Origin of the sequence: Aeromonas sp. 604176, assembly GCF_049170755.1 — a bacterium.
In the GTDB taxonomy this organism is placed as follows: Bacteria; Pseudomonadota; Gammaproteobacteria; order Enterobacterales; family Aeromonadaceae; genus Aeromonas; species Aeromonas veronii_A.
On the sequence record NZ_JAAKNE010000073.1, the window covers coordinates 1 to 21,836 of the forward strand.

Sequence of the window (21,836 nt, forward strand, 5' to 3'; positions counted from 1 at the left end):
GATGCCCCTGCGCCGAAGGAGGCGCCCATATCAGCCCCTTTACCTTGCTGAATCATCACCAGACCAATCAGAGCCAGTGAAACCAGCAGATAAACGACCAAAAGAATCTCGTACATTTAACTTGCACCCTTTGCCGCTTCAACAATTCCTAAAAACGCATCGCTATCGAGACTCGCCCTACCAATCAATCCGCCGTCTACGTCGGGTTGGGCAAATAAATCTCTCGCATTGGTCGGCGTCACGCTCCCACCATAGATGATTCTGATCTTCTCACCTATTACCGGAGTATCCTCCGCCAAGCGACCACGAATAAAGGAATGAACCTCTTGTGCCTGCTCGGGTGTGGCGCATTTACCTGTACCTACAGCCCAAATCGGCTCGTAGGCGATGATAGCATTATCGAAAGCCATCGCGCCATTTTTCTCTATGACGATATCCAGCTCTTCTGCGATCACCTCGAAGGTTCTTCTCGCTTGCCTTGCTGCACCTGACTCACCCAAACAGAGGATGGGAATCAGACCTGCCGCTCTGGCTGCCGCAAACTTCTCTGCGACTATAAAGCTGGTCTCACCAAAGAGACGCCTGCGCTCGGAGTGCCCTACTAACACGTATCGACACCCTGCCTCGACCAACATCTCACACGAAACTTCACCCGTGTAAGCGCCCGTCTCGTGCTGGCTCACATTCTGAGCCCCCAACCTTATCATCTTCTGCTCATTGAGCATTGAAGCGGTAAAGTCGAGATGCACGTGGGATGGACAGAGAACGACATCTACATCAACATCAACACCTTTCAGGCACTGACTCGTAAACTGCTCTAACTGCGACCTACTACCGTGCAACTTCCAGTTGGCTGCTACAAACGGCTTGCGATGTCCCATCGGCAACTCCCTTGCGAAAGCGGGGCTGATAATATCCAGAGGATTGTCAGCTGACAAGTGCTATTTTCATTTTTTTGAATCGATTGAACAAGATACAACCAGGGCGGCTAAAAAGCCGCCCTGGGCGCTCATTAAAACGCCGATTCAACCTGATCGGCAATGCGCTGAGCCATATCACGCACCTGTTGCTCGTGCTCCCCTTCCACCATAACCCGGATCAGCGGTTCGGTACCTGATTTACGCAACAGCACGCGGCCACGACCGCCCAGCTCCTGTTCCACCTTGGCGACCTCCTGCTTGACTGCTTCTGCAGCCAGCGGATCCTTGCCTTCGGCAAAGCGAACATTCACCAGTACTTGCGGGAACTTGCTCATGCCGGAGCGCAACTTGGCCAGCGGCATCTCGGCACTGCGCATGGCAGTGAGCACCTGCAGGGCGGCCACAATGCCATCACCCGTGGTGGTCTGATCAAGACAGATGATGTGGCCGGAGTTCTCGCCACCGATACGCCAGCCCTTCTCTTCCATCATCTCCAGCACGTAGCGGTCGCCCACCTTGGCACGGGCAAACGGGATACCCAGGGTTTGCAACGCCAGTTCCAGACCCATGTTGGCCATCAGGGTGCCGACGACACCGCCCTTGAGACGACCGTTGCGCAAGGCGTCCCGTGCGATGATATAGAGGATCTCGTCACCGTCGATCAGATAGCCGGTGTGATCCACCATGATCAGGCGATCACCGTCACCATCGAATGCCACGCCGAGATCCGCCTTGTACTCCAGCACCTTGGCAACCAGAGCGTCAGGCGCAGTCGAACCAACACCATCGTTGATATTGAGACCATCCGGGGCACAGCCCATGGTGATCACTTCAGCGCCCAGCTCGCGGAAAACCGACGGCGCAATGTGGTAAGTGGCGCCGTGGCCACAGTCGACCACCATTTTCACCCCATCCAGATTCATGTGGGAGGGGAAGGTGCTCTTGCAAAATTCGATATAGCGACCGGCAGCATCATCAATGCGCACCGCTTTGCCAAGTTCGGCCGACTCGACACACTTGAGCTCGTGATCCAGCTCGGCTTCGATAGCCAGCTCGACATCATCGGGCAGCTTGGTGCCGTCGGCGGAGAAGAACTTGATGCCGTTGTCGTAGAAGGGATTGTGGGAAGCGCTGATGACGATACCAGCTTCGGCACGGAAAGTGCGAGTCAGGTAGGCAACCGCCGGCGTGGGCATGGGCCCCATCAGAATGGCTTTAAGGCCTGCCGCAGAGAGCCCCGCTTCCAGCGCGGATTCCAGCATGTAACCGGAAATGCGGGTATCTTTGCCAATCAGCACCTTTTTGGTGCCCTTCTTGGAGAGCACCTTGCCGGCAGCCCAACCCAATTTCATTACAAAATCAGGAGTGATCGGGTATTCGCCAACCTTGCCGCGCACACCATCGGTACCGAAATACTTTCTTGCCATTGTCTGTTCTCTTTATTATCTGGAAATAAAATCTTGTCCCGTCATTGCCAGCCAACCGACGCGCAATGCGTCCATGGTCTCCCTTACATCGTGTACCCTGATGATGCGGGCCCCATGCTGCATGCCGATAAGGGCGCATGCCAGACTGCCCGCCAGACGCTCATCCACCGGACGGCCCAGCAGGTTGCCTATCATAGACTTTCGCGACATCCCCACCAATAGCGGCAAGCCATAATCAAGCAGTTCCTTTTGAGCCGCTAACAGCTGATAGTTGTGTGCAAGGGTCTTGCCAAAGCCATATCCCGGATCCAGCAACAGCTCTTCACGACGGATCCCGACCGCCAGACAAGCCGCAATGCGTTCATCAAAAAAGGCGCGTACCTCTCCGACCAGGTCGTCATAGTGTGGCTGGACTTGCATGGTTCTCGGCTGCCCCTGCATATGCATCAGACAGACCGGAACCCGCGCTTCGGCCGCGGCTTGCAGTGATCCAGGTTCTTGCAGTGCCCGCACATCGTTGATCAGATGGGCACCCACCTTGCAACCCTCCCGCATCACAGCCGCTTTGGAGGTATCGAGGGAGATCATCACATCCAGCTCACGAACCATCTGCTCCACAACAGGAATGACCCTGTCCAGCTCCTCCTGCTCGTTCACATCGGGCGCACCAGGGCGGGTTGACTCGCCACCGATGTCGATGAGGGTCGCACCGTCAGAGACCATCTGGCGCGCATGGGCCATTGCCCGTTCAAACTGGTTGAAATTACCGCCATCGGAGAAGGAGTCGGGCGTCACATTGAGGATCCCCATCACATGGGGACGATCGAGGGAGAGGCTGAGCCCCTTGCTGGTTAACTGCATTTTCACATCCATCTGATAAAGAAAAACCCCGGGCAAGCCCGGGGTTTGGAGAGTCACGATTATTTGGCCGGAGCGTCGTTGGCTTTGTCGATAGTGACATCCGCCACCGGTGCAGCCTCATCGGCAGGCTTGGCCTCGGCAGCCACGGTGGAACCGCCTTGCGGGGTATCACCGTGCTCGTCATGCCAGTTGCTCGGAGCACGAACCTCGCGACGCGCCATCAGATCATCGATCTGTTTGGCGTCGATGGTTTCATACTTCATCAACGCATCTTTCATGCTGTGCAGTACATCCATGTTATCCAGCAGGATCTGCTTGGCGCGGTCGTAGTTGCGATCAATGACCTGCTTCACCTCGGCATCGATGATGCGCGCAGTGTCGTCGGACATGTGCTTGGCCTTGGCCATGCTGCGGCCGAGGAACACTTCACCATCTTCTTCCGCATAAAGCATCGGGCCGAGACGCTCGGACATACCCCACTGGGTCACCATCTTGCGTGCAATGTCGGTCGCCCGCTCGATGTCGTTGGACGCGCCGGTCGAGACCTTCTCGGCACCGTAGATCAACTCTTCCGCCAGACGACCGCCATACAGGCTGGAGATCATCGACTCCAGATGCTGCTTGGAGTGGCTCCAGCGATCCTGCTCAGGCAGGTACATGGTCACACCCAGCGCACGGCCACGCGGAATAATGGAGACCTTGTAAACGGGATCATGATCCGGAACCACGCGACCAATAATGGCGTGACCGGCTTCATGATACGCAGTCATCTCTTTTTCAGACTCTTTCATCACCATGGAGCGACGTTCCGCCCCCATCATGATCTTGTCCTTGGCCTTTTCGAACTCAGCCATGGAGACCACTCGGCGGCTTTCGCGAGCAGAGAAGAGGGCAGCTTCGTTGACCAGGTTGGCCAAATCCGCACCGGAGAAACCGGGTGTACCACGGGCAATCAGCGCCGGATTGACGTCATCCGCCAACGGAACTTTGCGCATGTGCACTTTCAGGATCTGCTCGCGACCACGGACATCCGGCAGACCGACCACAACCTGACGGTCGAAACGGCCCGGACGCAGTAGTGCCGGATCCAGTACATCAGGACGGTTGGTGGCAGCGATGACGATGATCCCTTCATTGCCTTCAAAGCCATCCATCTCGACCAGCATCTGGTTAAGGGTCTGCTCACGCTCATCGTGACCACCGCCCAGACCGGCGCCACGCTGGCGACCGACCGCATCAATTTCATCGATGAAGATGATGCAGGGGGAGGATTTCTTGGCCTGCTCGAACATGTCACGTACCCGGGAGGCACCGACACCCACGAACATCTCCACGAAATCAGAACCTGAGATGGTGAAGAAGGGCACCTTGGCCTCACCCGCAATGGCCTTGGCCAGCAGGGTTTTACCGGTACCGGGAGGACCTACCAGCAGTACGCCAGTCGGGATCTTGCCACCCAGTTTCTGGAATTTGCTCGGGTCGCGCAGATAGTCGACCAGCTCCTTCACCTCTTCCTTGGCTTCATCGCAACCAGCTACATCGGCAAAGGTAGTCTTGATCTGATCTTCACTCATCAGGCGAGCCTTGCTCTTGCCAAACGACATGGCGCCTTTGCCACCGCCGCCCTGCATCTGACGCATGAAGAAGACCCAGACACCGATCAGCAGCAACATCGGGAACCAGGAGATGAAGATAGAGGTCAGCAAAGACGGCTCTTCCGGCTTCTCGCCCATCACCTTGACGTTGTGATTGAGCATATCGTTGAGCAGCTGGGGATCCGGCGCCGGGATGATGGTGGTGAATCGTTCACCAGTACGCTTGACGCCATTAATGACCTTACCGTCCATCCGCACTTCACGGATCTGATCTTGGGTCACCTCTTTAACGAAGCTGGAATAGTCCAGCTGGCGACTGGTGGTATCGCTGGGGCTGAAGCTATTGAACACCGACATCAATACGACGGCGATGACCAGCCACAGGATTAAGTTTTTCGCCATGTCACTCAAATCAGTAACCTCGCAGACTGACAGTTAACGATGAAGGTTAGGGTACTACAGTTTAAAACCGGTAGCCACAATGTAGACTTCCCGTGATCTGGCGCGGGATGAGTCTGGTTTACGAATTTTAACGGCGGAGAAAAGTTTCCGAATTTCATTCAGATAGGCATCAAAGCCCTCCCCCTGAAACACCTTCACCACAAAACTGCCGTCACTGCGCAATACCTGATGACACATGTCCAGAGCCAACTCGACCAGATACATGGCACGAGCCTGATCCACCTGCTGGGTGCCGCTCATGTTGGGGGCCATGTCGGACATCACGACATCGACCTTGTCGGGTCCGACTCGCTCCAGCAAGGCACCGAGTACAGTTTCCTCCCGAAAGTCCCCCTGCAGGAAATCGACTCCGGCGATGGGATCCATAGGCAGAATATCGCAGGCGATGACCCGACCCGATTCGCCAACCTGCTCGACCGCGAATTGGGACCAGCCGCCGGGGGCAGCCCCCAAATCCACTACCGTCATGCCATTTTTCAACAGGCGGTCTTTGCCCTGGATCTCGTCGATCTTGAAAACAGCACGGGAACGCAGCCCCAATTTCTGGGCTTTTTTGACGTATTGATCGTCGAAATGTTCTTTTAACCAGCGGGTGGAGCTGGCGGAACGTTTTTTCTGGGTCATGATAATCGGCTTTAAAAAACCACAAGGGTTATTAGTATTAAGGGCTAAGTGGGGGTAGAATACGCCCCTTTCAACCCTGACTTATGAAGAAATTGCGATGATTCTCAACAATAAACAGAAACAGTACCTCAAGGGCCTTGCCCACAGCCTCAAGCCTGTCGTCCTGCTGGGTCAGCACGGTCTGACCGAAGGTGTACTGGCGGAGATCGATCTGGCGCTGAACCATCACGAGCTGATCAAGGTTAAGGTTGCCTCTGAAGATCGCGAAATGAAACAACTGGTTATGGATGCAATCGTCCGTGAAACAGGCTCTGTAAAAGTACAAAGCATGGGTCACGTGCTGACCATCTATCGTCAGGCCAACGAACCCAAAATCCAGCTGCCTCGCAAGTAAAAGGAAAGAGCATTGCTCTTTCCTTATTTCACTTCTTCCCGAGTCGCTTGCCACAGTAGTCGCCAAGCCCTTAACCTGCGATGAATAGTTTCGGACACGCGCCATGGTTCACCATCCTATTCTGACCGACGATGAACTGACCATGTTGCGGGAGCTGGGATGCTCGGAGGCGACCCACCTTCTGAGCGGACATCTCGACAACCCCATGCTTGGCTTGCTGCAAAAAGCCGAACAGCTGGTATTGGAAGCCCGCTATGCAGGCCATCAGTTGCGATTCCCCCTCACCTTTATCCAGAGAGAAGATGGCTTTGTCGAGCCTCGGCTCGCTGCGCCAGTGATCCGGGAGCTGGGGTTTGCCCAGCCAAGAGCTTGGAGACTTGCCCAGAAAGCGACACTGCAAACAGCTCATGGAGTACTCCAAGTGCTGAGCCTTTCGCTCAATGGCATCATCGTGGAAGATCTGCCCACAGATATGATGGCGGATACTACCTTGCAGGGAACTCTGCAGATCGCCACAGAGGCGCCATTTCCCTTGCAGGCCAGGCTGGTGAGGCGGGTCAAATCTAATGCAGACCGTGCAACCTGGGCACTCAGTTTCCAGATGAGCGAGGCAAACATAGAGCGACTTCGTCACTGGCTGTTTCAGCGCCATCAGGACACCTTCAACGACGCTTACCAACCAGCCTGAAGCGCAACAAACAGGGGAGCAAGTGCTCCCCCGTCTCATCCCGCATTAACTACATCAGATGTAGGCAACGTCCAAGATTTCGTACTCCACATCACCTGCGGGCGTCTTGACGAGCGCCACATCGTCCACTTCCTTGCCAATCAGAGCGCGGGCAATCGGAGAGTTGACAGAGATGAGGTTCTGCTTGATGTCAGCCTCATCGTCACCCACGATGCGGTAGATAACCTCTTCCTCTGTTTCGCTCTTGAGCAGGGTCACGGTGGCACCAAAGATGATGCGACCATTGTTGGTCATCTTGGTGACATCGATCACCTGGGCATTGGAGAGCTTGGCTTCAATTTCCTGAATGCGGCCTTCACAGAACCCCTGCTGCTCACGGGCGGCATGGTATTCGGCATTCTCTTTCAGATCACCGTGCTCACGGGCTTCAGCAATCGCTTCGATAATCTGGGGACGAAGCTCGGTCTTGAGATATTCGAGCTCTTCGCGCAGCTTCTCAGCGCCGCGAACAGTCATCGGAGTATGATTCATAGTCGAAACCTGGGTTGCTTGAAAATAGAAGCTGCGGCTATCTGTCAGGACGCCGCAGCACTCGGTTCGGATGGCGCATCTTAATATGAAGCCAACACAAAATCCATGTCGGCCCCCTGATGCAGATCCCGCTTTATCTGTTGCTCCAAGAAATATTACTTTCCTTCCGGTACCGAAATAGGAGAGGAAATGGTCGGTTTGCCCTGCATGATAGCGATCTCTACCCGTCGGTTCATCCGGCGATTCTCGGGAGTATTGTTGGGCACCAATGGTTGGGAATCGGCCATCCCCTGCACGATCAAGCGTCCCTGATCAAATCCTGGGACCTTGATCATCTGGTGTGCCACAGCCACTGCTCGCTGGGACGAAAGCTCCCAGTTGGACTGAAACAGCTCGTCCTCGGTCGCCACGTTGTCGGTGTGGCCGGATATGGTGATTTCACCCGGTACATCCTTGAGCAGGGTCGCGACCTTGCGAATAACCGGCCAGAACTGGGGTTGCAGAAACGCCGAGCCAGCCGGGAAGGAGGCTTTTTCCCTGATCCGGATAATAATCTGCTGTCCCAACGCCTCGATTTCGATGGCACCATCCTGGATCTGATCTTTCATCTGCTCGGCCAGCGCCTTTGCCAGGGTATTGGACTGCTGCTGCGCCTTCTGAGCATCCTGAGCTGTGTCCCCCCCCGTCTGCTTGCCATCACTCTTGTCCTGACCACCTGCCTGCTCGGCCTCACCGGGCAAAAAATCCAGCTCGGTCTGGGTCATGTCCATGGTCTGCTGCATCACGGTATCAATCGGGGTTGGCTCTGGGCGGCCAGGACGGAACTCCTGGGCAATGACAGAAGTTCCCTTCGGAATATCTTTCACCTCAAGGATATTCTGGACCCCGAATGCCTTCTCCATGGACCCCGCAATCTGCTTGAACTTCTGCACATCCATCTCGGCAAAGGAGAGCAACAACACGAAAAAGCACATCAGCAGAGACATGAGGTCGGCGAAGGTCCCCATATAACCGGGCAGGCCGGGAGGCGGGCATTTGCAATCAGACATAGGGCTCCCTACTCACTGCCGTTGTTGCGTTTGGACTGGTTCAGATAGTTCTGCAGCATGGACTGGATCACCCGCGGGTTTTGGCCATCCTGGATCCCCATGATGGCATCGAGGATCAGCGAACGGCTAAGGCGCTCTTCGCCGCTTCGCAGTTCCAGCTTGTCGGCTATCGGGATGGCCAGCATGTTGGCTTCGATCGCACCATACAGAGTGGTCAAGAGGGCTACAGCCATGGCAGGACCGATAGATTTGGGATCACTCATATTGGCCAACATGGCCACCAGACCCACCAGCGTACCGATCATCCCCATCGCCGGGCCAAGATCCCCAAGGGTACGGAACACCTTGATCGCAATGACGTGACGTTCGGCAGTCAACTCGATATCCTTTTCCATCACTGCGCGCACTACATCGGCATCATGGCCATCCACCAGCATATCGATCCCTTTTTTCATGAAGGGATTGGGAATCTCGGCCGCTTCAAGCGCCAGAAATCCGCCTTTACGGGCGGCATCGGCAAGCTCAACGGCTTTAACTATGAGGTCTTCCAGCTTGTCGCCCTTGTACATAAAAGCTTTACCAGCGACCTTAAACGCCATCAGAAACTGGCCTAGGTTGAACTTCATCATGGCGATGAAGATGGAGCCCAATACGGTGATGTAGACCGATGGCATGTCGACGTACATGCTCATGGGGCCCCCCAGCAGCATGCCGTACACCACCACCCCGAAACCCAGCACTATCCCTATCAGACTGCCTAGATCCACGTCCCTACTCCTGTCACCGGTTCTTATGCCCAATTATAGTTTGTTGAATTTTCTGCTATTGCGACCCAAGCGGCAAGCATGCATCCACTGAGAATCATGGTTCATTATCGGCCAGTTTATCGAGAGTTTGAGGAGGCAGCGTTTTTCAGCCTCCCCCCGGTGGGCGGTCGATGTTAATATAAGCCGTTTTTTCAATTCCCGAGGATGGACATGGCCAGTAAAAAAATCGACCGTCTGAGTTTTGACGCCACTCTCGAAGAGCTGGAAACCATCGTTCATCAGCTGGAGCAAGGTTCCCTACCGCTGGAGGAGGCCCTCAAACAGTTCGAGCAGGGAATCCATCTGGTGCGGGCTGGCCAACAAAAGCTGGAGCAAGCCGAGCAGAAGATCCAGATCCTGCTGAGCAAGGCCGATGGCAGTGATCAGCTGACCCCCTTCCAGCCAGAACAAGGAGACGAGTGAGTGGCACTGGTCCATTTTTCCCGTCAGCATCGCCAGCGTATTGATGACTGCCTGTTGGCAAAACTTGAAGCTTTGCCACCCATGGCGCCTCGTCTGCGTGATGCCATGAAATATGGCCTGCTGCTGGGCGGCAAGCGGGTTCGCCCGTTTCTGGTCTACGCGGTCGGCGAAATGCTGGGCGTAAAGAGCGACCTGCTGGACGGCCCTGCGGCTGCCGTGGAGTGCATCCATGCCTACTCACTGCTGCACGACGATCTGCCCGCCATGGATGACGACGACTTGCGTCGCGGCCAGCCGACCGTTCACAAGGCATTCGATGAAGGCACCGCCATTCTGGCCGGTGATGCGCTGCAGACGCTGGCGTTCTCCATTCTGGCCGATCACCCCATGCCCGATACCTTGATGGCCAACCGGGTGCGGATGCTGAGTACCCTCGCCCGCGCTTCCGGTTATCTCGGTATGTGCGGCGGTCAGGCGCTGGATCTGCAGGCCGAAGGGCGCCAGATCTCGCTCGCCGAACTGGAACAGGTACACCGCCATAAAACGGGGGCACTGATTGAGTGCGCCGTGACACTGGGCGCACTCTGCAAAGCCGATGTCGATGACGCAACCCTGACTGCGCTGCAAACCTACGCCGCCGCAATTGGCCTTGCCTTCCAGGTGCAGGATGACATCCTCGACATCACAGGTGATACCGCCACCCTGGGCAAGCCACAAGGTTCTGACTTGGCGCTGGAGAAAAGTACCTATCCGGCCCTGCTCGGACTCGAAAATGCCCGTGAGCTGGCTCGCGAACTGCACGGTAAAGCCTTAACAGCCCTGCAATCCTTGCCCTACAATACCGACATTCTGGAAGCGTTTGCCGATTACATCATCGAGCGAACCCACTAAACGCTGGATAACAGTAACAATATGAGCGTTGATATTAGCAATTTCCCCAACCTGGCTCTCGCGGACACCCCGATAGAGCTGCGTTCCTTGCCCAAAGATCGGCTGCCGGTGCTGTGCAACGAGCTGCGCGAATATCTGCTGCGCTCAGTCAGCCGCTCCAGCGGACACTTTGCCTCCGGTCTCGGTACTGTCGAACTGACCGTGGCCCTGCACTATGTCTACAACACCCCATTCGATCGGCTGATCTGGGATGTGGGACATCAGGCCTATCCCCACAAGATCCTGACCGGGCGCCGTGACCAGATCCACACCATCCGGCAGAAAGATGGCCTGCACCCCTTCCCCTGGCGCGGCGAGAGCGAGTACGACGTGCTCTCCGTCGGCCACTCCAGCACCTCCATTGGTGCGGCGCTCGGTATGGCGGTCGCCGCCGAGAGTGAAGGGCTGGGTCGCAAGGTGGTAGCGGTAATTGGTGATGGTGCCATTACCGCAGGGATGGCCTTTGAAGCGCTCAACCACGCCGGCGATGTCCATAAAGACATGCTGGTGATCCTCAACGACAACGAGATGTCCATCTCCGAGAATGTCGGGGCGCTCAACAACCATCTGGCCCGGGTCATGTCCGGCAAGCTCTACACCACCATCCGCGAAGGTGGCAAGAAGGTGCTGGCCGGTCTGCCACCGGTCAAGGAGCTGGCCAAGCGGGCCGAAGAGCACCTCAAGGGGATGGTGGTGCCCGGCACCCTGTTCGAGGAGTTCGGCTTCAACTATATCGGCCCCATCGACGGTCACGATATCGAGGCGCTGGTCGAGACCCTGCGCAACATGCGCAATCTCAAGGGCCCACAGCTGCTGCATGTCAAGACCAAGAAGGGCAAGGGTTACGAGCCGGCGGAGAAAGACCCCATCGGTTATCACGCTGTGCCCAAGTTCAATCCTGACGAGTGTTCCCTGCCGAAAGCGAGCGCCGCCAAACCCACCTTCTCCGCCATCTTTGGCCAATGGCTGTGCGAGATGGCCGCCAAAGACGAGAAGCTGGTCGGTATCACCCCCGCCATGCGTGAAGGCTCGGGGCTGGTGAAATTCAGCCAGCAATATCCTGATCGTTACTTCGACGTGGCGATTGCCGAGCAACATGCGGTCACGTTCGCCGCAGGTCTCGCCATCGCCGACAAGAAGCCGGTGGTCGCCATCTATTCGAGCTTCCTGCAGCGTGCCTACGATCAGGTGATCCACGATGTGGCGCTGCAAGATCTGCCGGTGCTGTTCGCCATCGACCGGGCCGGTCTGGTGGGGGCCGATGGTCCGACCCATCAGGGGGCGTTCGACATCAGCTTCCTGCGCACCGTGCCCAACATGGTGGTGATGACGCCATCTGACGAGAACGAGTGCCGCCAGATGCTCTATACCGGCTATCTCCATCAGGGCCCTGCCGCAGTGCGTTACCCACGCGGCAGCAGCCTGAGCGATGCCCCCATCTCGTCAGAGATGCAGGCACTGGAGCTCGGCAAGGGTCGTATCCTGCGAGAGGGCAAGGGCACTGCCATTCTGGCGTTTGGCACCTTGCTGCACCACGCGAAAGCGGCGGCCGAAGCGCTCGATGCCACCTTGGTGGACATGCGCTTCGTCAAACCGATGGATGAGGCGCTGGTGCTGTCGCTGGCGGCCAGCCACGATCACTTCGTCACCATCGAAGATAATGCCATCATGGGTGGCGCCGGTTCGGCGGTGAACGAGTTGCTGATGCGCAATAAACAGTGCAAGCCGGTGCTCAACCTCGGCCTGCCGGATCGCTTCGTCGAACAGGGCACCCAGCAGGAGATCTATGCCCTACTCGGTCTGGACGATGCAGGCATCCAGCGCAGCATCGAAAGCTGGCTGCAAGCCTGATAACGCTTGAAGCTATCAAACAAAAGAAGGGCGCCTCATTGGCGCCCTTCTTATTTTTGCGTTTCTGACCCAGATTACCCTTTATAGATCTTGGGGTTAAACACATCCCGCAGCCAGTCGCCCAGCAGGTTGATGACCAGCACCAGCACCACCAGACAGATTCCCGGGAAGGCGGTGATCCACCAGGAGCCGGAGAAGATGTAGTTGAAGCCGACGCTGATAAGCGAACCGAGCGAGGGCTGATCAACCGGCATTCCCAGACCGAGGAAGGAGAGTGCCGCCTCGCTCATGATGGCGTTGGCCACCTGCACGGTGGAGATCACCAGAATGGGCGACAAACAGTTGGGCAGAATGTGGCGGAACATGATGCGCGGGGCACGGAATCCCATCACCTTGGCTGCTTCCACATACTCCTTCTTCTTCTCCGCCAGCACAGAGGCGCGCACGGTACGGGCATACTGCGGCCACTCGGCGATACCGATGATCACCACCAGCATCATGATGGCAAACTTCGAGTAAAACTCGGAGCCAAAGGTTGCCTGAAAGATGGCGGAGATGATGATCGCCACCATCATGGTGGAGAACGACAGCTGCACGTCGGCAAAGCGCATCAGCAGGTTGTCGATACGACCACCGAAGTAACCGGCAATCAGACCGATGACGATACCAAGCACCAGCTGCAACGCCACCGCAAACAGGCCGATGGTGAGGGAGATACGGGCGCCATAGAGAATGGTGCTCCAGATATCCCGCCCCTGGTTGTCGGTACCGAGCCAGAAACGCTCCTCGCCGCCTTCGAGCCAGGAGGGGGGCAACTCGGCATCCATCAGATCAAAACTGGTCTGGTCATAGACGTTGTGCGGGGCGAGCCAGGGCGCCAGCAGCGCCGCCAGCACGAACACCACAAACACCGCAAAGCTGAACATGGCTACCTTGTCCCGCAGGAAGTAGTAGACGATGTCGGAATTCTTGAAACGTGCCCAACGGCTTGGGCTTGCAGTTACAGCATTAGTCATGCGCTTACCCCTTGGCAGTCAGGTTAACGGTCGGGTTGATCAACCCGTAGAGCAGGTCGACCAGGGTATTGGTCACCACGAAGATCAGTCCCACGAAGATGACGTAGGCGGTGATCAGCGGGGTATCGACCCGGTGGATCGCCTCGAGGAACAGGAAGCCGGTGCCCGGCCACTGGAACACACTCTCGGTCAGAATGGTGTAGGCCACCATGGTGCCGATCTGCACCCCTCCGACAGTAATGACCGGCAGCATGGTGTTCTTCAGTGCGTGCTGATAGTAGACCTTGTTGTTATCCAGCCCTTTGGCGCGGGCGAATTTAACGTACTCGGAGGAGAGCTGCTCCAGCATCTCGGAGCGCACCAGTCGGATAAACAGCGGCAGCATGATGGAGGAGAGGGACACTGCCGGCAGGATCAGATGCAGGATACCGTCCCTGGTGAATAAGCCCGACTCCCAGCCCAGCAGGTTACGGGTCTCGCCGCGGCCATAGGCAGGCAGCCAGCCCAACTGGATGGAGAAGAGGTACATCAGCATGATGGCGGTCAAAAATACCGGGATCGAAATGCCGATACTGCTCCCCGCCATGATGATCTTGGTGGGAATGCTGCGCGGGCGGATCGCCGAATAGACACCGAGTGGAATGGAGACCACCACGATGATGAGCGCGGCGGCAAACACCAGTTCAAGGGTAGCCACCAGCTTGTCGAGGATCACCTCGAGAGCGGGTCGCTTGAAGAAATAGGAGGTGCCCAAATCCCCATGCACCGCATTTTTCAGAAAGCGGCTGTATTTGATGAGGAAGGGATCGTTAAGGCCCATCTTCTCGCGCAACTCGTGACGCTGGGCTTCAGAGACGGATTGTCCCACCAGCTCGCGCAACGGGTCACCCAGGTTGTCCTGGATAGAGAAGGCGACCAGGCTGATGACGAACATCACTATCACGGCCTGATAGAACCGTTTCAGCAGGAATGTAAACATGCTTGTCCTTCTACGTGGCCTGTGTCGTGGCACAGGCTTCTGTTAGTGGGCGGAGTGGCCAGCTGACCACCCCGCCCCGTCCTTCCTTGCGACGTTCTCTTACTTGCTGACCACCAGGTCACCCAGGTAAGGGAAGTTCATCACGTTGACCACCGGCTTGATGTCGACGTTCTTCTTGGCGCCATAGGCCAGATCTTCCCAGTGCAACGGCACGTAGGCAGCATCTTCGATCAGCATGGCTTCGACCTTCTTCAGCATCTCGGCACGCTTGGCCGGATCGGTCTCGGCGTTGGCATCCATCACCAGCTTGTCAGCTTCGGCGTTGGCATAACCGGCGCAGTTGTACTGACCCATACCGGTCTTGGCGTCCTTGGTGAAGGTCAGGAACTCGAAGAAGTTCGCGGTATCTTCGGTGTCGGAGTGCCAGCCGATCATCTGCATGTCTGCGGCGCACTTGTCAAACTCGGGCCAGTACTGGGCCACCGGCATGGTCTTCAGATCCACCTTGATGTTGATCTTGGCCAGCATGGCGGAGACAGCCTGGGCAATCTTGACGTCGTTGACGTAGCGGGCCGCGGGGGCAATGAAGGTCATCTTGAAGCCTTTCTCGTAACCGGCCTCTTTCATCAACTCCTTGGCCTTGGCCAGATCATACTGGGGCACCAGCGCCTCGTTGTGACCGGCATAGCCTTTCGGGCTCAGCTGACCAGCAGGGGTACCGAAGCCCTTGTTGATCTTCTCGACGATACCCACCTGGTTGATGGCGTAGTTGATCGCCTGACGTACACGCTTGTCTTTCAGTGCCGGGTTGGTGTTCTGGTTCAGCTCGATGATGATGGCGCGGGTACCGGACAGGGTGACCAGCTGGGAGTCCTTGCCATTCTTCACGCGCTCCAGATCGTTCGGCGCAACCGGATAGATCATGTCCACGTCGCCACCCAGCAGGGCTGCAACACGGGTCGCATCTTCCTTGATCGGCACCACGGTCAGGTTCTCGACGTTACCCTTGGATGCCTTGTCCCAGTAGTTGGCGTTGCGGGCATAATCGAGCTTCACGCCCTGCTCGCGGAACTTGACGGTGAACGGGCCAGTACCGGAGACGTGGGTAGAGGCATAGGAGTCGCCGTTTTTGACAATCTCGGCCTTGTCTTTGCCCGCTTCGGTCTTGCCGGTGTAGAACTTGGAGTCCATCGGGAAGATGTAGGTGACGGTCTGCAGCACCAGCGGGAACGGCTTGGCGGTGATCAGATCGACGGTGTAGTCATCGACCTTCTTCACTTCGCTGATGGGATCGAAGATCGCCTTGAAGTCGACGGAGGATTTCAGGCGGTTGACGGTCCACACCACGTCGTCTGCGGTGAAGTCGTTACCGGAGTGGAACTTGACCCCTTTGCGCAGGTGGAAGCGGACGGTCTTGTCGTCAATACGCTCATACTTCTCGGCCAGACGGGGCTCGAACTGCAGGTCCTGGGTGTAACGCATCAGGGGATCGAATACCAGGTGCGACATCTCCAGGGTCTGACCGGAGAGCTGCTCCTGCGGATCCAGCGAAGTGGCGTCAGAAGCGACACCCACCTTGATATCGGCGGCTGAGACACTGAAGGCGAAACCGGCGGCAAACAGCGCCAGGGCAATCTTGGACAATCCTTTCTTCATCTTGTTCTCCATGCTTTTGGCTTTCTTATGACACTTTTTTTGACAAGCAGACCGGCGCACCGGCGCTCTCCTAGCTTGCGATTTCCAGCCCCTCGCGGGACATTCCCTTGAACTCCGGCATGAGGGAGATCAGCTTGCGGCTGTACTCATGCTCGGCATTGGTAAAGAGTTTCTCGGTCTCGGCCACTTCCACCAGATGACCGTGCTGCATCACCCCGATGCGGTCGCACATCTGGCGGATCACCGGCAGATCGTGGCTGATAAACAGCATGGTGAGCTTGAGCTCCTGCTGCAGATCCTTGAGCAGGTTGAGGATCTGGGCCTGCACCGACACATCCAGCGCCGAGGTCGGCTCGTCGCAGATGAGGAAGCGCGGGCGAGTGGCCAGGGCGCGGGCAATGGAGATGCGCTGGCGCTGACCGCCGGAGAACTCGTGGGGATACTTGAGGCCAGCACCACGACCGAGACCCACGTGATCCAGCAGATCGCCGACGATCCCCTCGATCTGGCTCTCGCTGCTCGCCAGCTGATGGAAGCGGATCGGCTCGGCAATGATGTCGCGCACCTTCATCCGCGGGTTCATCGAGGAATAGGGGTTCTGGAACACCATCTGCATCTGGCGACGCAGCGGGCGACGCTCGCGCTCGCTCTTGAGAGCGGTCAGATCGATCCCCTCGAAGAAAATCTTGCCGGTATCAGGCGGATAGAGACCGGTGATGGCGCGGGCAATGGTCGATTTGCCGGAGCCCGACTCCCCCACCAGACCGAAGGTTTCACCCTCGAAGATCTCGAAGCTGATGTTGTTGCAGGCACGCACATACTGGCGGCGGCTCGGGAAGATGGAGTCCTTGGTGACGAACTTCAGATCGACGTTCTCCACCCGCAGCAGCGCCCCTTCATAGGCACGCTCGTCCTGACTCTGGCCGAGCCAGTGGGTCTTGAGGTCGATATTGGTATCCGGCGCACTGGCATCCTCGATATAGGAGACCAGCGGGAAACGCACCAGCTTCACATCGGAGCGGGGCACCGCCGAGATGAGGCTGCGGGTATAGGGGTGATTGGGGCTGCCCAGTACCTGTTCGGTCAGGCCGAACTCCACCAGATCGCCGCGATACATCACCGCCACCTTGTCGGTAACGTTGGAGACCACGCCCATGTCGTGGGTCACCAGCATGCAGCCCACCTGACGCTCTTTGCAGAGGGCGCGGATAAGCTGGAGGATCTGATCCTGAATGGAGACGTCGAGCGCCGTAGTCGGTTCATCGGCGATGATCAGCTCCGGATCGCAGGAGAGCGCAATGGCGATAACCACCCGCTGACGCATGCCACCGGAAAACTGGTGCGGATACTGTTTGATGCGCAGCTCCGGCTGCGGAATACCCACCGCCCCCATCAGCTCCAATGCCTTGGCAAAAGCGGCTTCGCGAGAGAGGTCGGTATTGGCCAGAATGGTCTCCACCAGCTGATGCTCAACGGTGAACAGCGGGTTGAGGGAGGTCATGGGGTCCTGGAAGATGAACCCGATACGGGAGCCACGGATGGCCCGCATCTCGTTTTGGCTCTTGCCGGAGATGAGCTCGCCATTGAGATAGATATCGCCACGGGCGATGCGACCCGGCGGGCTCAGGAGATCGATAACGGCGTTGCCGATGGTGGACTTGCCGGCGCCGGATTCACCGACCACTCCGACAATCTCACCCTTTTCGATAGAGAAAGAGAGATCCTTCACCGCGGCCAGCACCCCGTAGCGGGAGGGGTACTCGATCCGCAAGTTCTTTACTTCGAGCAAGGACATGTTTACCTCTGCGGGGGACATCCGTCCCAAATAATTCGTCCGTAAATCAGCCGCAGATGCCGGTTGTTACCTTGGGCAATATTTGCTCAATCCATGAGGCAGCGAAACCAGCGATCCGGGCGGGTTTTTTGCATTTTTTTGGAATAACCCGCGAGTAACTTAGACGGTTTGACCACGGGTGTAAATGATTGAGTTATACAATTCCGCAATGTTTTGTGCAGATAACCACCAATTCGGCAGAGATAAATGATGATTTTCATCACACAAATGGCCGGTGCGTCCGTACTTCTATTGGTATCATTACTTTAATTTCAACAACAACGCAACAAGCAGCATTTATCACTATTTCCAAAACAATCACCAGCCCCGAATGAGTAGTGAATATTTATGTGAAATGGATGATAAACGGCAGCATATGCCGATGAATGAAAATTAAGCAGATATAAATCGGGGGATGCCAGAACGGTCATCCCCCGGAAGATGGCTCTCAACCGAGCCAGAATGCCAGTAATTGCATACAAAACAGGGCGAACAGGCCGGCGATCAGATCGTCCAGCATGATGCCCAGGCCACCGTGGATCCGGCGATCAAACCAGGAGATGGGCCAGGGCTTGAGCACATCAAACAACCGGAACAGCGCGAAGCCCGCCACCACCCACTCCCAACCGGCTGGCGCGGCGATCATGGTGACGCCAAAACCGATCACCTCGTCCCAGACGATGGCGCCGTGATCCGGCATGCCGATGGCATCGGTGGCGCTCTGGCAGATACGAATACCGACCACAAACCCAACCGCCAGCAAGGCGATAAACCAATAGGTCGGCAGACCGCTCACCAGCAGATAGAGCGGAATCGCCGCCAGGGTGCCCATGGTGCCCGGCGCCTTGGGGCTGAGACCGGAACCAAACCCCACCGCCAAAAAATGAAGCGGATTTTTCAGATCCAGTCGTGTCAGCTCGGGCTTTATCCTGAACAAACTCATGCGAAGTGATCCCACCCTTTCAGTTGCAGCTCGACCGCTTGGTCGCCACGCAGGTAGTCGATGCCCGGCTCGCCCGCCACGATGCGGCCGATGCGGCTGAACTTGACCCCGCTGTGGGCCAGCGCCGTATCGAGCGCGCCGCGGTGCTCCTCCGGTACGGTAAAGCAGAGCTCGTAGTCATCGCCACCGGCCAGCGCCAGTTGCCACGCCTCCTGCTCGCTCACCGCATCCTGCAGCACCGGCGAGAGCGGCAGCAGATCGAGATCGATCTGGGCCCGCACGCCGGAGGCCTTGAGGATATGGCCGAGATCCGATGCCAGACCATCGGAGAGATCCAGCGCACTGCCCGCCAGCCCGCGCAGCGCCTGACCGGCCAGAATGCGGGGATGGGGGTGGTCGAGCCGTGGCAGCACGGCCGCCAGCTGGTTCTCGTTGAGAGTGCGTTTGCCCAGCAGGTGGGAGAGCGCCAGCGCGGCATCTCCCAGAGTGCCGGTCACATAGATGCCGTCACCGGCTTTGGCACCGCTGCGCATCAGGGCGCGACCGACAGGCACCGCTCCCTTCACCGAGATGGTGATGGAGAGCGGCCCGCGGGTCATGTCTCCGCCCACCAGCGCCACATTGTAGTACTCGGCCAGCTCCAGAAACCCTTCGGCAAAACCGGCGACCCAACCTTCGTTAATGGCAGGCAGGGTCAGCGCCAGCGATACCCAGCGCGGCTCGGCCCCCATGGCGGCGAGATCGGAGAGATTGACCGCCAGCGCCTTGTAGCCGAGATCCACCGGATCCATGTCGGGAAAGAAGTGTACGCCGCTCACCAGAGTGTCGGTGCTCACCGCCAGCTGGGTATCAGGGGGCAGGGTCAGCAGGGCACAGTCATCTCCAGGGCCCATCACCACGTCCTTGCGGGCGTGGGGGACCTTGAAGTACTTATCAATCAGCTCAAATTCACCCATACAGTAAAAAGCCAGCAATAAGCTGGCTCCTCTCTTAGATGCTGACGGACAGCAGGATCAACGCTTGTTCAGCGACTTGATCACCTTGTCCAGTACACCGTTGACAAACTTGTGGCTGTCATCGGCAGCAAAAGCTTTGGCCAGCTCGATCGCTTCGTTGATGACCACGCGCGGCGGTACATCATCACGACGGGTCAGCTCATAAGTCGCCAGACGCAGGATCGCCTTGTCCACCATGTCCACTTCTTCCAGCGGACGGGAGAGGAAAGGTGCAAACACCTTGTCCAGCTCGCTGCAGTGGAGGGCTACCCCGAACAGCAGATCGCGGAAATAGTTCAGGTCTACACCCTTGGTGTCCTGATCGATCTTGAACTGCTCTTCGATGTCACCCACGTTAGCCTTGGTCATCTGCCACTGGTAGATGGCCTGGGTGGCGCAATGGCGGGCTTTACGGCGCTCAGACGGTTTCAATGTACTTCTCCTCGTTACACGTCCAGTTCTTTCAGGACGTTGATCATTTCGAGCGCTGCCAGTGCAGCCTCTGCACCCTTGTTACCCGCCTTGGTACCTGCACGCTCGATGGCTTGTTCAATGTTTTCAGTGGTCAACACACCGAAGGCAACGGGAATTTCATATTCCATCATTACCTGGGCCATGCCCTTGCTGTTCTCGTTTGCCACCAGGTCGAAGTGATAGGTGCCGCCACGGATGACAGTACCGACCGCCACGATGGCGTCGTATTGACCACTCTTGGCCAGCTTCTTGATGACCAATGGCATTTCAACCGCGCCCGGCACTTTTACCAGTGTCAGGTTGCTGTCCTGCACTTGACCTTGACGCTTCAGTACGTCCACCGCGCCGTTCACCAGACTGTCGTTGATGAAGCTGTTGAAACGGGCAACAACAATAGCAACGCGCGCCTCAGGAGCGGCGATATTTCCTTCGATAACCTTCATTGGAAATCCTGTATCTGTGCAATCAAAAGGGCCGGAGTCAAAAGTGCGCACATTCTAGCACAACAGACCCACGACAAAAACCATGGCCGCAATAGACGGCCATGATCGCGATTTAACCAGTCCGGCGCGCTTACTCACCGGTGAATTCCACGACTTCCAGACCGAAACCACCCGGAAGGGGATGGTACTTCTCTGGTAGAGCTTTACTCGCCGACGTACTCAACCACTTCCAGACCGAAACCGCCGAGGGCATGGTACTTCTTCGGCGAGCTCAACAGGCGCATCTTGCTCACGCCGAGCGCCTTGAGGATCTGGGAACCCACGCCAACCCGGCGCGAGGTGCCCTGCCACTTGGCCCCTTCCGGTGCCAGTCCCTTGTCAGCGGCTTCAAAGCCCTTGACCCGGGCCAGCAGCTCGGCGCCGTGTGCTTCCGCTCCCAAGATCACCAGCACGCCGCCTTCGTCAGCGATGCGGGCCATGGATTTGGGCAGCGGCCAGCTGCGTGCTGCATGGCGGTCGGTCAGCAGCAGATCGCTCAGCACATCGTGCAGGTGGACGCGCACCAGGGTCGGCTGATCAGCCTGCACCTCACCCTTTTTCAGGGCGAAGTGAACCTGATTGTCGATGGTGTCGCGGAAGGTGATGAGGTCAAACTCGCCAAACTCGGTGGGCAGCTTGCACTCGGCCACCTTCTCGACCGTGGTCTCGTGCTGGTTGCGGTACTCGATAAGGTCGGCGATGGTGCCAAGCTTGATGCCGTGCTCCTCGGCGAACAGCTCCAGATCCGGACGGCGCGCCATGGTGCCATCTTCGTTGAGGATCTCGACGATGACGGCGGCAGGCTCGAAACCGGCCAGACGGGCCAGATCGCAGCCCGCTTCGGTGTGGCCGGCACGGGTCAGCACGCCGCCATCCTGCGCCATCAGCGGGAAGAT

Annotated in this window: 23 protein-coding genes; 5 read left to right on the plus strand and 18 right to left on the minus strand. The window is 57.4% G+C overall.

All coding sequences use genetic code 11. The annotated features are described in order from the left end of the window. The 6 genes from secG to rlmE form a co-directional block, all read right to left on the minus strand. Window positions 1–116 (minus strand): preprotein translocase subunit SecG (gene secG / locus G5358_RS13640; RefSeq protein ID WP_421324249.1); only part of this gene is annotated, 116 nt, incomplete at its 3' end. Then, window positions 117–881: a triose-phosphate isomerase gene (tpiA, locus tag G5358_RS13645; RefSeq protein WP_421324244.1), complete on the minus strand. Its 765-nt coding sequence runs from the start codon at window positions 879–881 to the stop codon at window positions 117–119. A 131-nt stretch (window positions 882–1,012) separates the two neighbouring features. Further along, complete coding sequence (gene glmM, locus G5358_RS13650) at window positions 1,013–2,347, minus strand: phosphoglucosamine mutase (RefSeq protein ID WP_421324245.1); 1,335 nt, start codon at window positions 2,345–2,347, stop codon at window positions 1,013–1,015. A 15-nt stretch (window positions 2,348–2,362) separates the two neighbouring features. Next, window positions 2,363–3,208 (minus strand): dihydropteroate synthase, encoded by an 846-nt coding sequence (gene folP, locus G5358_RS13655; protein ID WP_216951948.1) that lies wholly within the window; start codon window positions 3,206–3,208, stop codon window positions 2,363–2,365. Between the two features lie 59 nt (window positions 3,209–3,267). After that, on the minus strand, window positions 3,268–5,214 hold the full coding sequence (ftsH, locus tag G5358_RS13660; protein WP_216951949.1) for an ATP-dependent zinc metalloprotease FtsH: 1,947 nt from the start codon (window positions 5,212–5,214) through the stop codon (window positions 3,268–3,270). Window positions 5,215–5,259: 45 nt separating this feature from the next. Further along, window positions 5,260–5,889, minus strand: coding sequence for a 23S rRNA (uridine(2552)-2'-O)-methyltransferase RlmE (gene rlmE / locus G5358_RS13665; RefSeq protein ID WP_216951950.1), 630 nt, complete (start codon window positions 5,887–5,889; stop codon window positions 5,260–5,262). A 97-nt stretch (window positions 5,890–5,986) separates the two neighbouring features. On the opposite strand from rlmE, the gene yhbY reads away from it, so the two are divergent. Continuing rightward, window positions 5,987–6,283, plus strand: a complete 297-nt coding sequence (yhbY, locus tag G5358_RS13670) for a ribosome assembly RNA-binding protein YhbY (RefSeq protein ID WP_033114153.1) — start codon at window positions 5,987–5,989, stop codon at window positions 6,281–6,283. 103 nt (window positions 6,284–6,386) lie between these two features. Then, on the plus strand, window positions 6,387–6,971 hold the full coding sequence (locus G5358_RS13675; protein ID WP_216951951.1) for a PilZ domain-containing protein: 585 nt from the start codon (window positions 6,387–6,389) through the stop codon (window positions 6,969–6,971). A 54-nt stretch (window positions 6,972–7,025) separates the two neighbouring features. Here G5358_RS13675 and greA read toward each other — a convergent pair whose 3' ends face one another. The 3 genes from greA to pomA form a co-directional block, all read right to left on the minus strand. Further along, window positions 7,026–7,502: a transcription elongation factor GreA gene (gene greA, locus G5358_RS13680; RefSeq protein WP_216951952.1), complete on the minus strand. Its 477-nt coding sequence runs from the start codon at window positions 7,500–7,502 to the stop codon at window positions 7,026–7,028. Between the two features lie 155 nt (window positions 7,503–7,657). After that, the gene (locus G5358_RS13685; RefSeq protein WP_216951953.1) at window positions 7,658–8,551 is read right to left on the minus strand and encodes a flagellar motor protein MotB; all 894 of its coding nucleotides are present in this window, start codon (window positions 8,549–8,551) and stop codon (window positions 7,658–7,660) included. Window positions 8,552–8,559: 8 nt separating this feature from the next. Further along, complete coding sequence (pomA, locus tag G5358_RS13690; RefSeq protein WP_216951954.1) at window positions 8,560–9,318, minus strand: flagellar motor protein PomA; 759 nt, start codon at window positions 9,316–9,318, stop codon at window positions 8,560–8,562. Between the two features lie 210 nt (window positions 9,319–9,528). Between pomA and xseB the strand changes: the two genes are divergently transcribed. From xseB to dxs, 3 genes are read left to right on the plus strand one after another with little or no spacing between them, the layout of a single operon-like run. Continuing rightward, window positions 9,529–9,780, plus strand: a complete 252-nt coding sequence (gene xseB / locus G5358_RS13695) for an exodeoxyribonuclease VII small subunit (protein WP_216951955.1) — start codon at window positions 9,529–9,531, stop codon at window positions 9,778–9,780. Continuing rightward, entirely contained in the window at window positions 9,781–10,671 is an 891-nt protein-coding gene (gene ispA, locus G5358_RS13700; protein ID WP_323913150.1) for a (2E,6E)-farnesyl diphosphate synthase, read from the plus strand. A gap of 21 nt (window positions 10,672–10,692) precedes the next feature. Further along, the gene (dxs, locus tag G5358_RS13705) at window positions 10,693–12,561 is read left to right on the plus strand and encodes a 1-deoxy-D-xylulose-5-phosphate synthase (protein ID WP_421324246.1); all 1,869 of its coding nucleotides are present in this window, start codon (window positions 10,693–10,695) and stop codon (window positions 12,559–12,561) included. A gap of 74 nt (window positions 12,562–12,635) precedes the next feature. Here dxs and G5358_RS13710 read toward each other — a convergent pair whose 3' ends face one another. The 9 genes from G5358_RS13710 to G5358_RS13750 all read right to left on the minus strand — a co-directional run. Continuing rightward, window positions 12,636–13,577: an ABC transporter permease gene (locus tag G5358_RS13710; protein ID WP_019445927.1), complete on the minus strand. Its 942-nt coding sequence runs from the start codon at window positions 13,575–13,577 to the stop codon at window positions 12,636–12,638. Between the two features lie 4 nt (window positions 13,578–13,581). Next, complete coding sequence (locus G5358_RS13715) at window positions 13,582–14,556, minus strand: ABC transporter permease (RefSeq protein WP_421324247.1); 975 nt, start codon at window positions 14,554–14,556, stop codon at window positions 13,582–13,584. 99 nt (window positions 14,557–14,655) lie between these two features. Then, window positions 14,656–16,212: an ABC transporter substrate-binding protein gene (locus G5358_RS13720; RefSeq protein WP_201987869.1), complete on the minus strand. Its 1,557-nt coding sequence runs from the start codon at window positions 16,210–16,212 to the stop codon at window positions 14,656–14,658. A gap of 70 nt (window positions 16,213–16,282) precedes the next feature. Further along, entirely contained in the window at window positions 16,283–18,007 is a 1,725-nt protein-coding gene (locus G5358_RS13725; RefSeq protein ID WP_100654430.1) for a dipeptide ABC transporter ATP-binding protein, read from the minus strand. A 487-nt stretch (window positions 18,008–18,494) separates the two neighbouring features. After that, window positions 18,495–18,989, minus strand: a complete 495-nt coding sequence (locus G5358_RS13730; protein WP_021230380.1) for a phosphatidylglycerophosphatase A — start codon at window positions 18,987–18,989, stop codon at window positions 18,495–18,497. Next, a complete protein-coding gene (thiL, locus tag G5358_RS13735) occupies window positions 18,986–19,945 on the minus strand; it encodes a thiamine-phosphate kinase (protein WP_247823990.1) in 960 nt (319 codons plus the stop codon). The genes G5358_RS13730 and thiL overlap by 4 nt, the downstream gene beginning before the upstream one ends. A gap of 57 nt (window positions 19,946–20,002) precedes the next feature. Continuing rightward, on the minus strand, window positions 20,003–20,416 hold the full coding sequence (gene nusB, locus G5358_RS13740; RefSeq protein WP_005343514.1) for a transcription antitermination factor NusB: 414 nt from the start codon (window positions 20,414–20,416) through the stop codon (window positions 20,003–20,005). 14 nt (window positions 20,417–20,430) lie between these two features. Next, window positions 20,431–20,901 carry a 6,7-dimethyl-8-ribityllumazine synthase gene (ribE, locus tag G5358_RS13745; protein WP_005338866.1) on the minus strand — a complete coding sequence of 157 codons (471 nt, stop codon included), beginning with the start codon at window positions 20,899–20,901 and terminating at the stop codon, window positions 20,431–20,433. 203 nt (window positions 20,902–21,104) lie between these two features. Next, the coding region (locus tag G5358_RS13750) for a 3,4-dihydroxy-2-butanone-4-phosphate synthase (RefSeq protein WP_421324248.1) at window positions 21,105–21,836 on the minus strand (732 nt) is incomplete at its 5' end.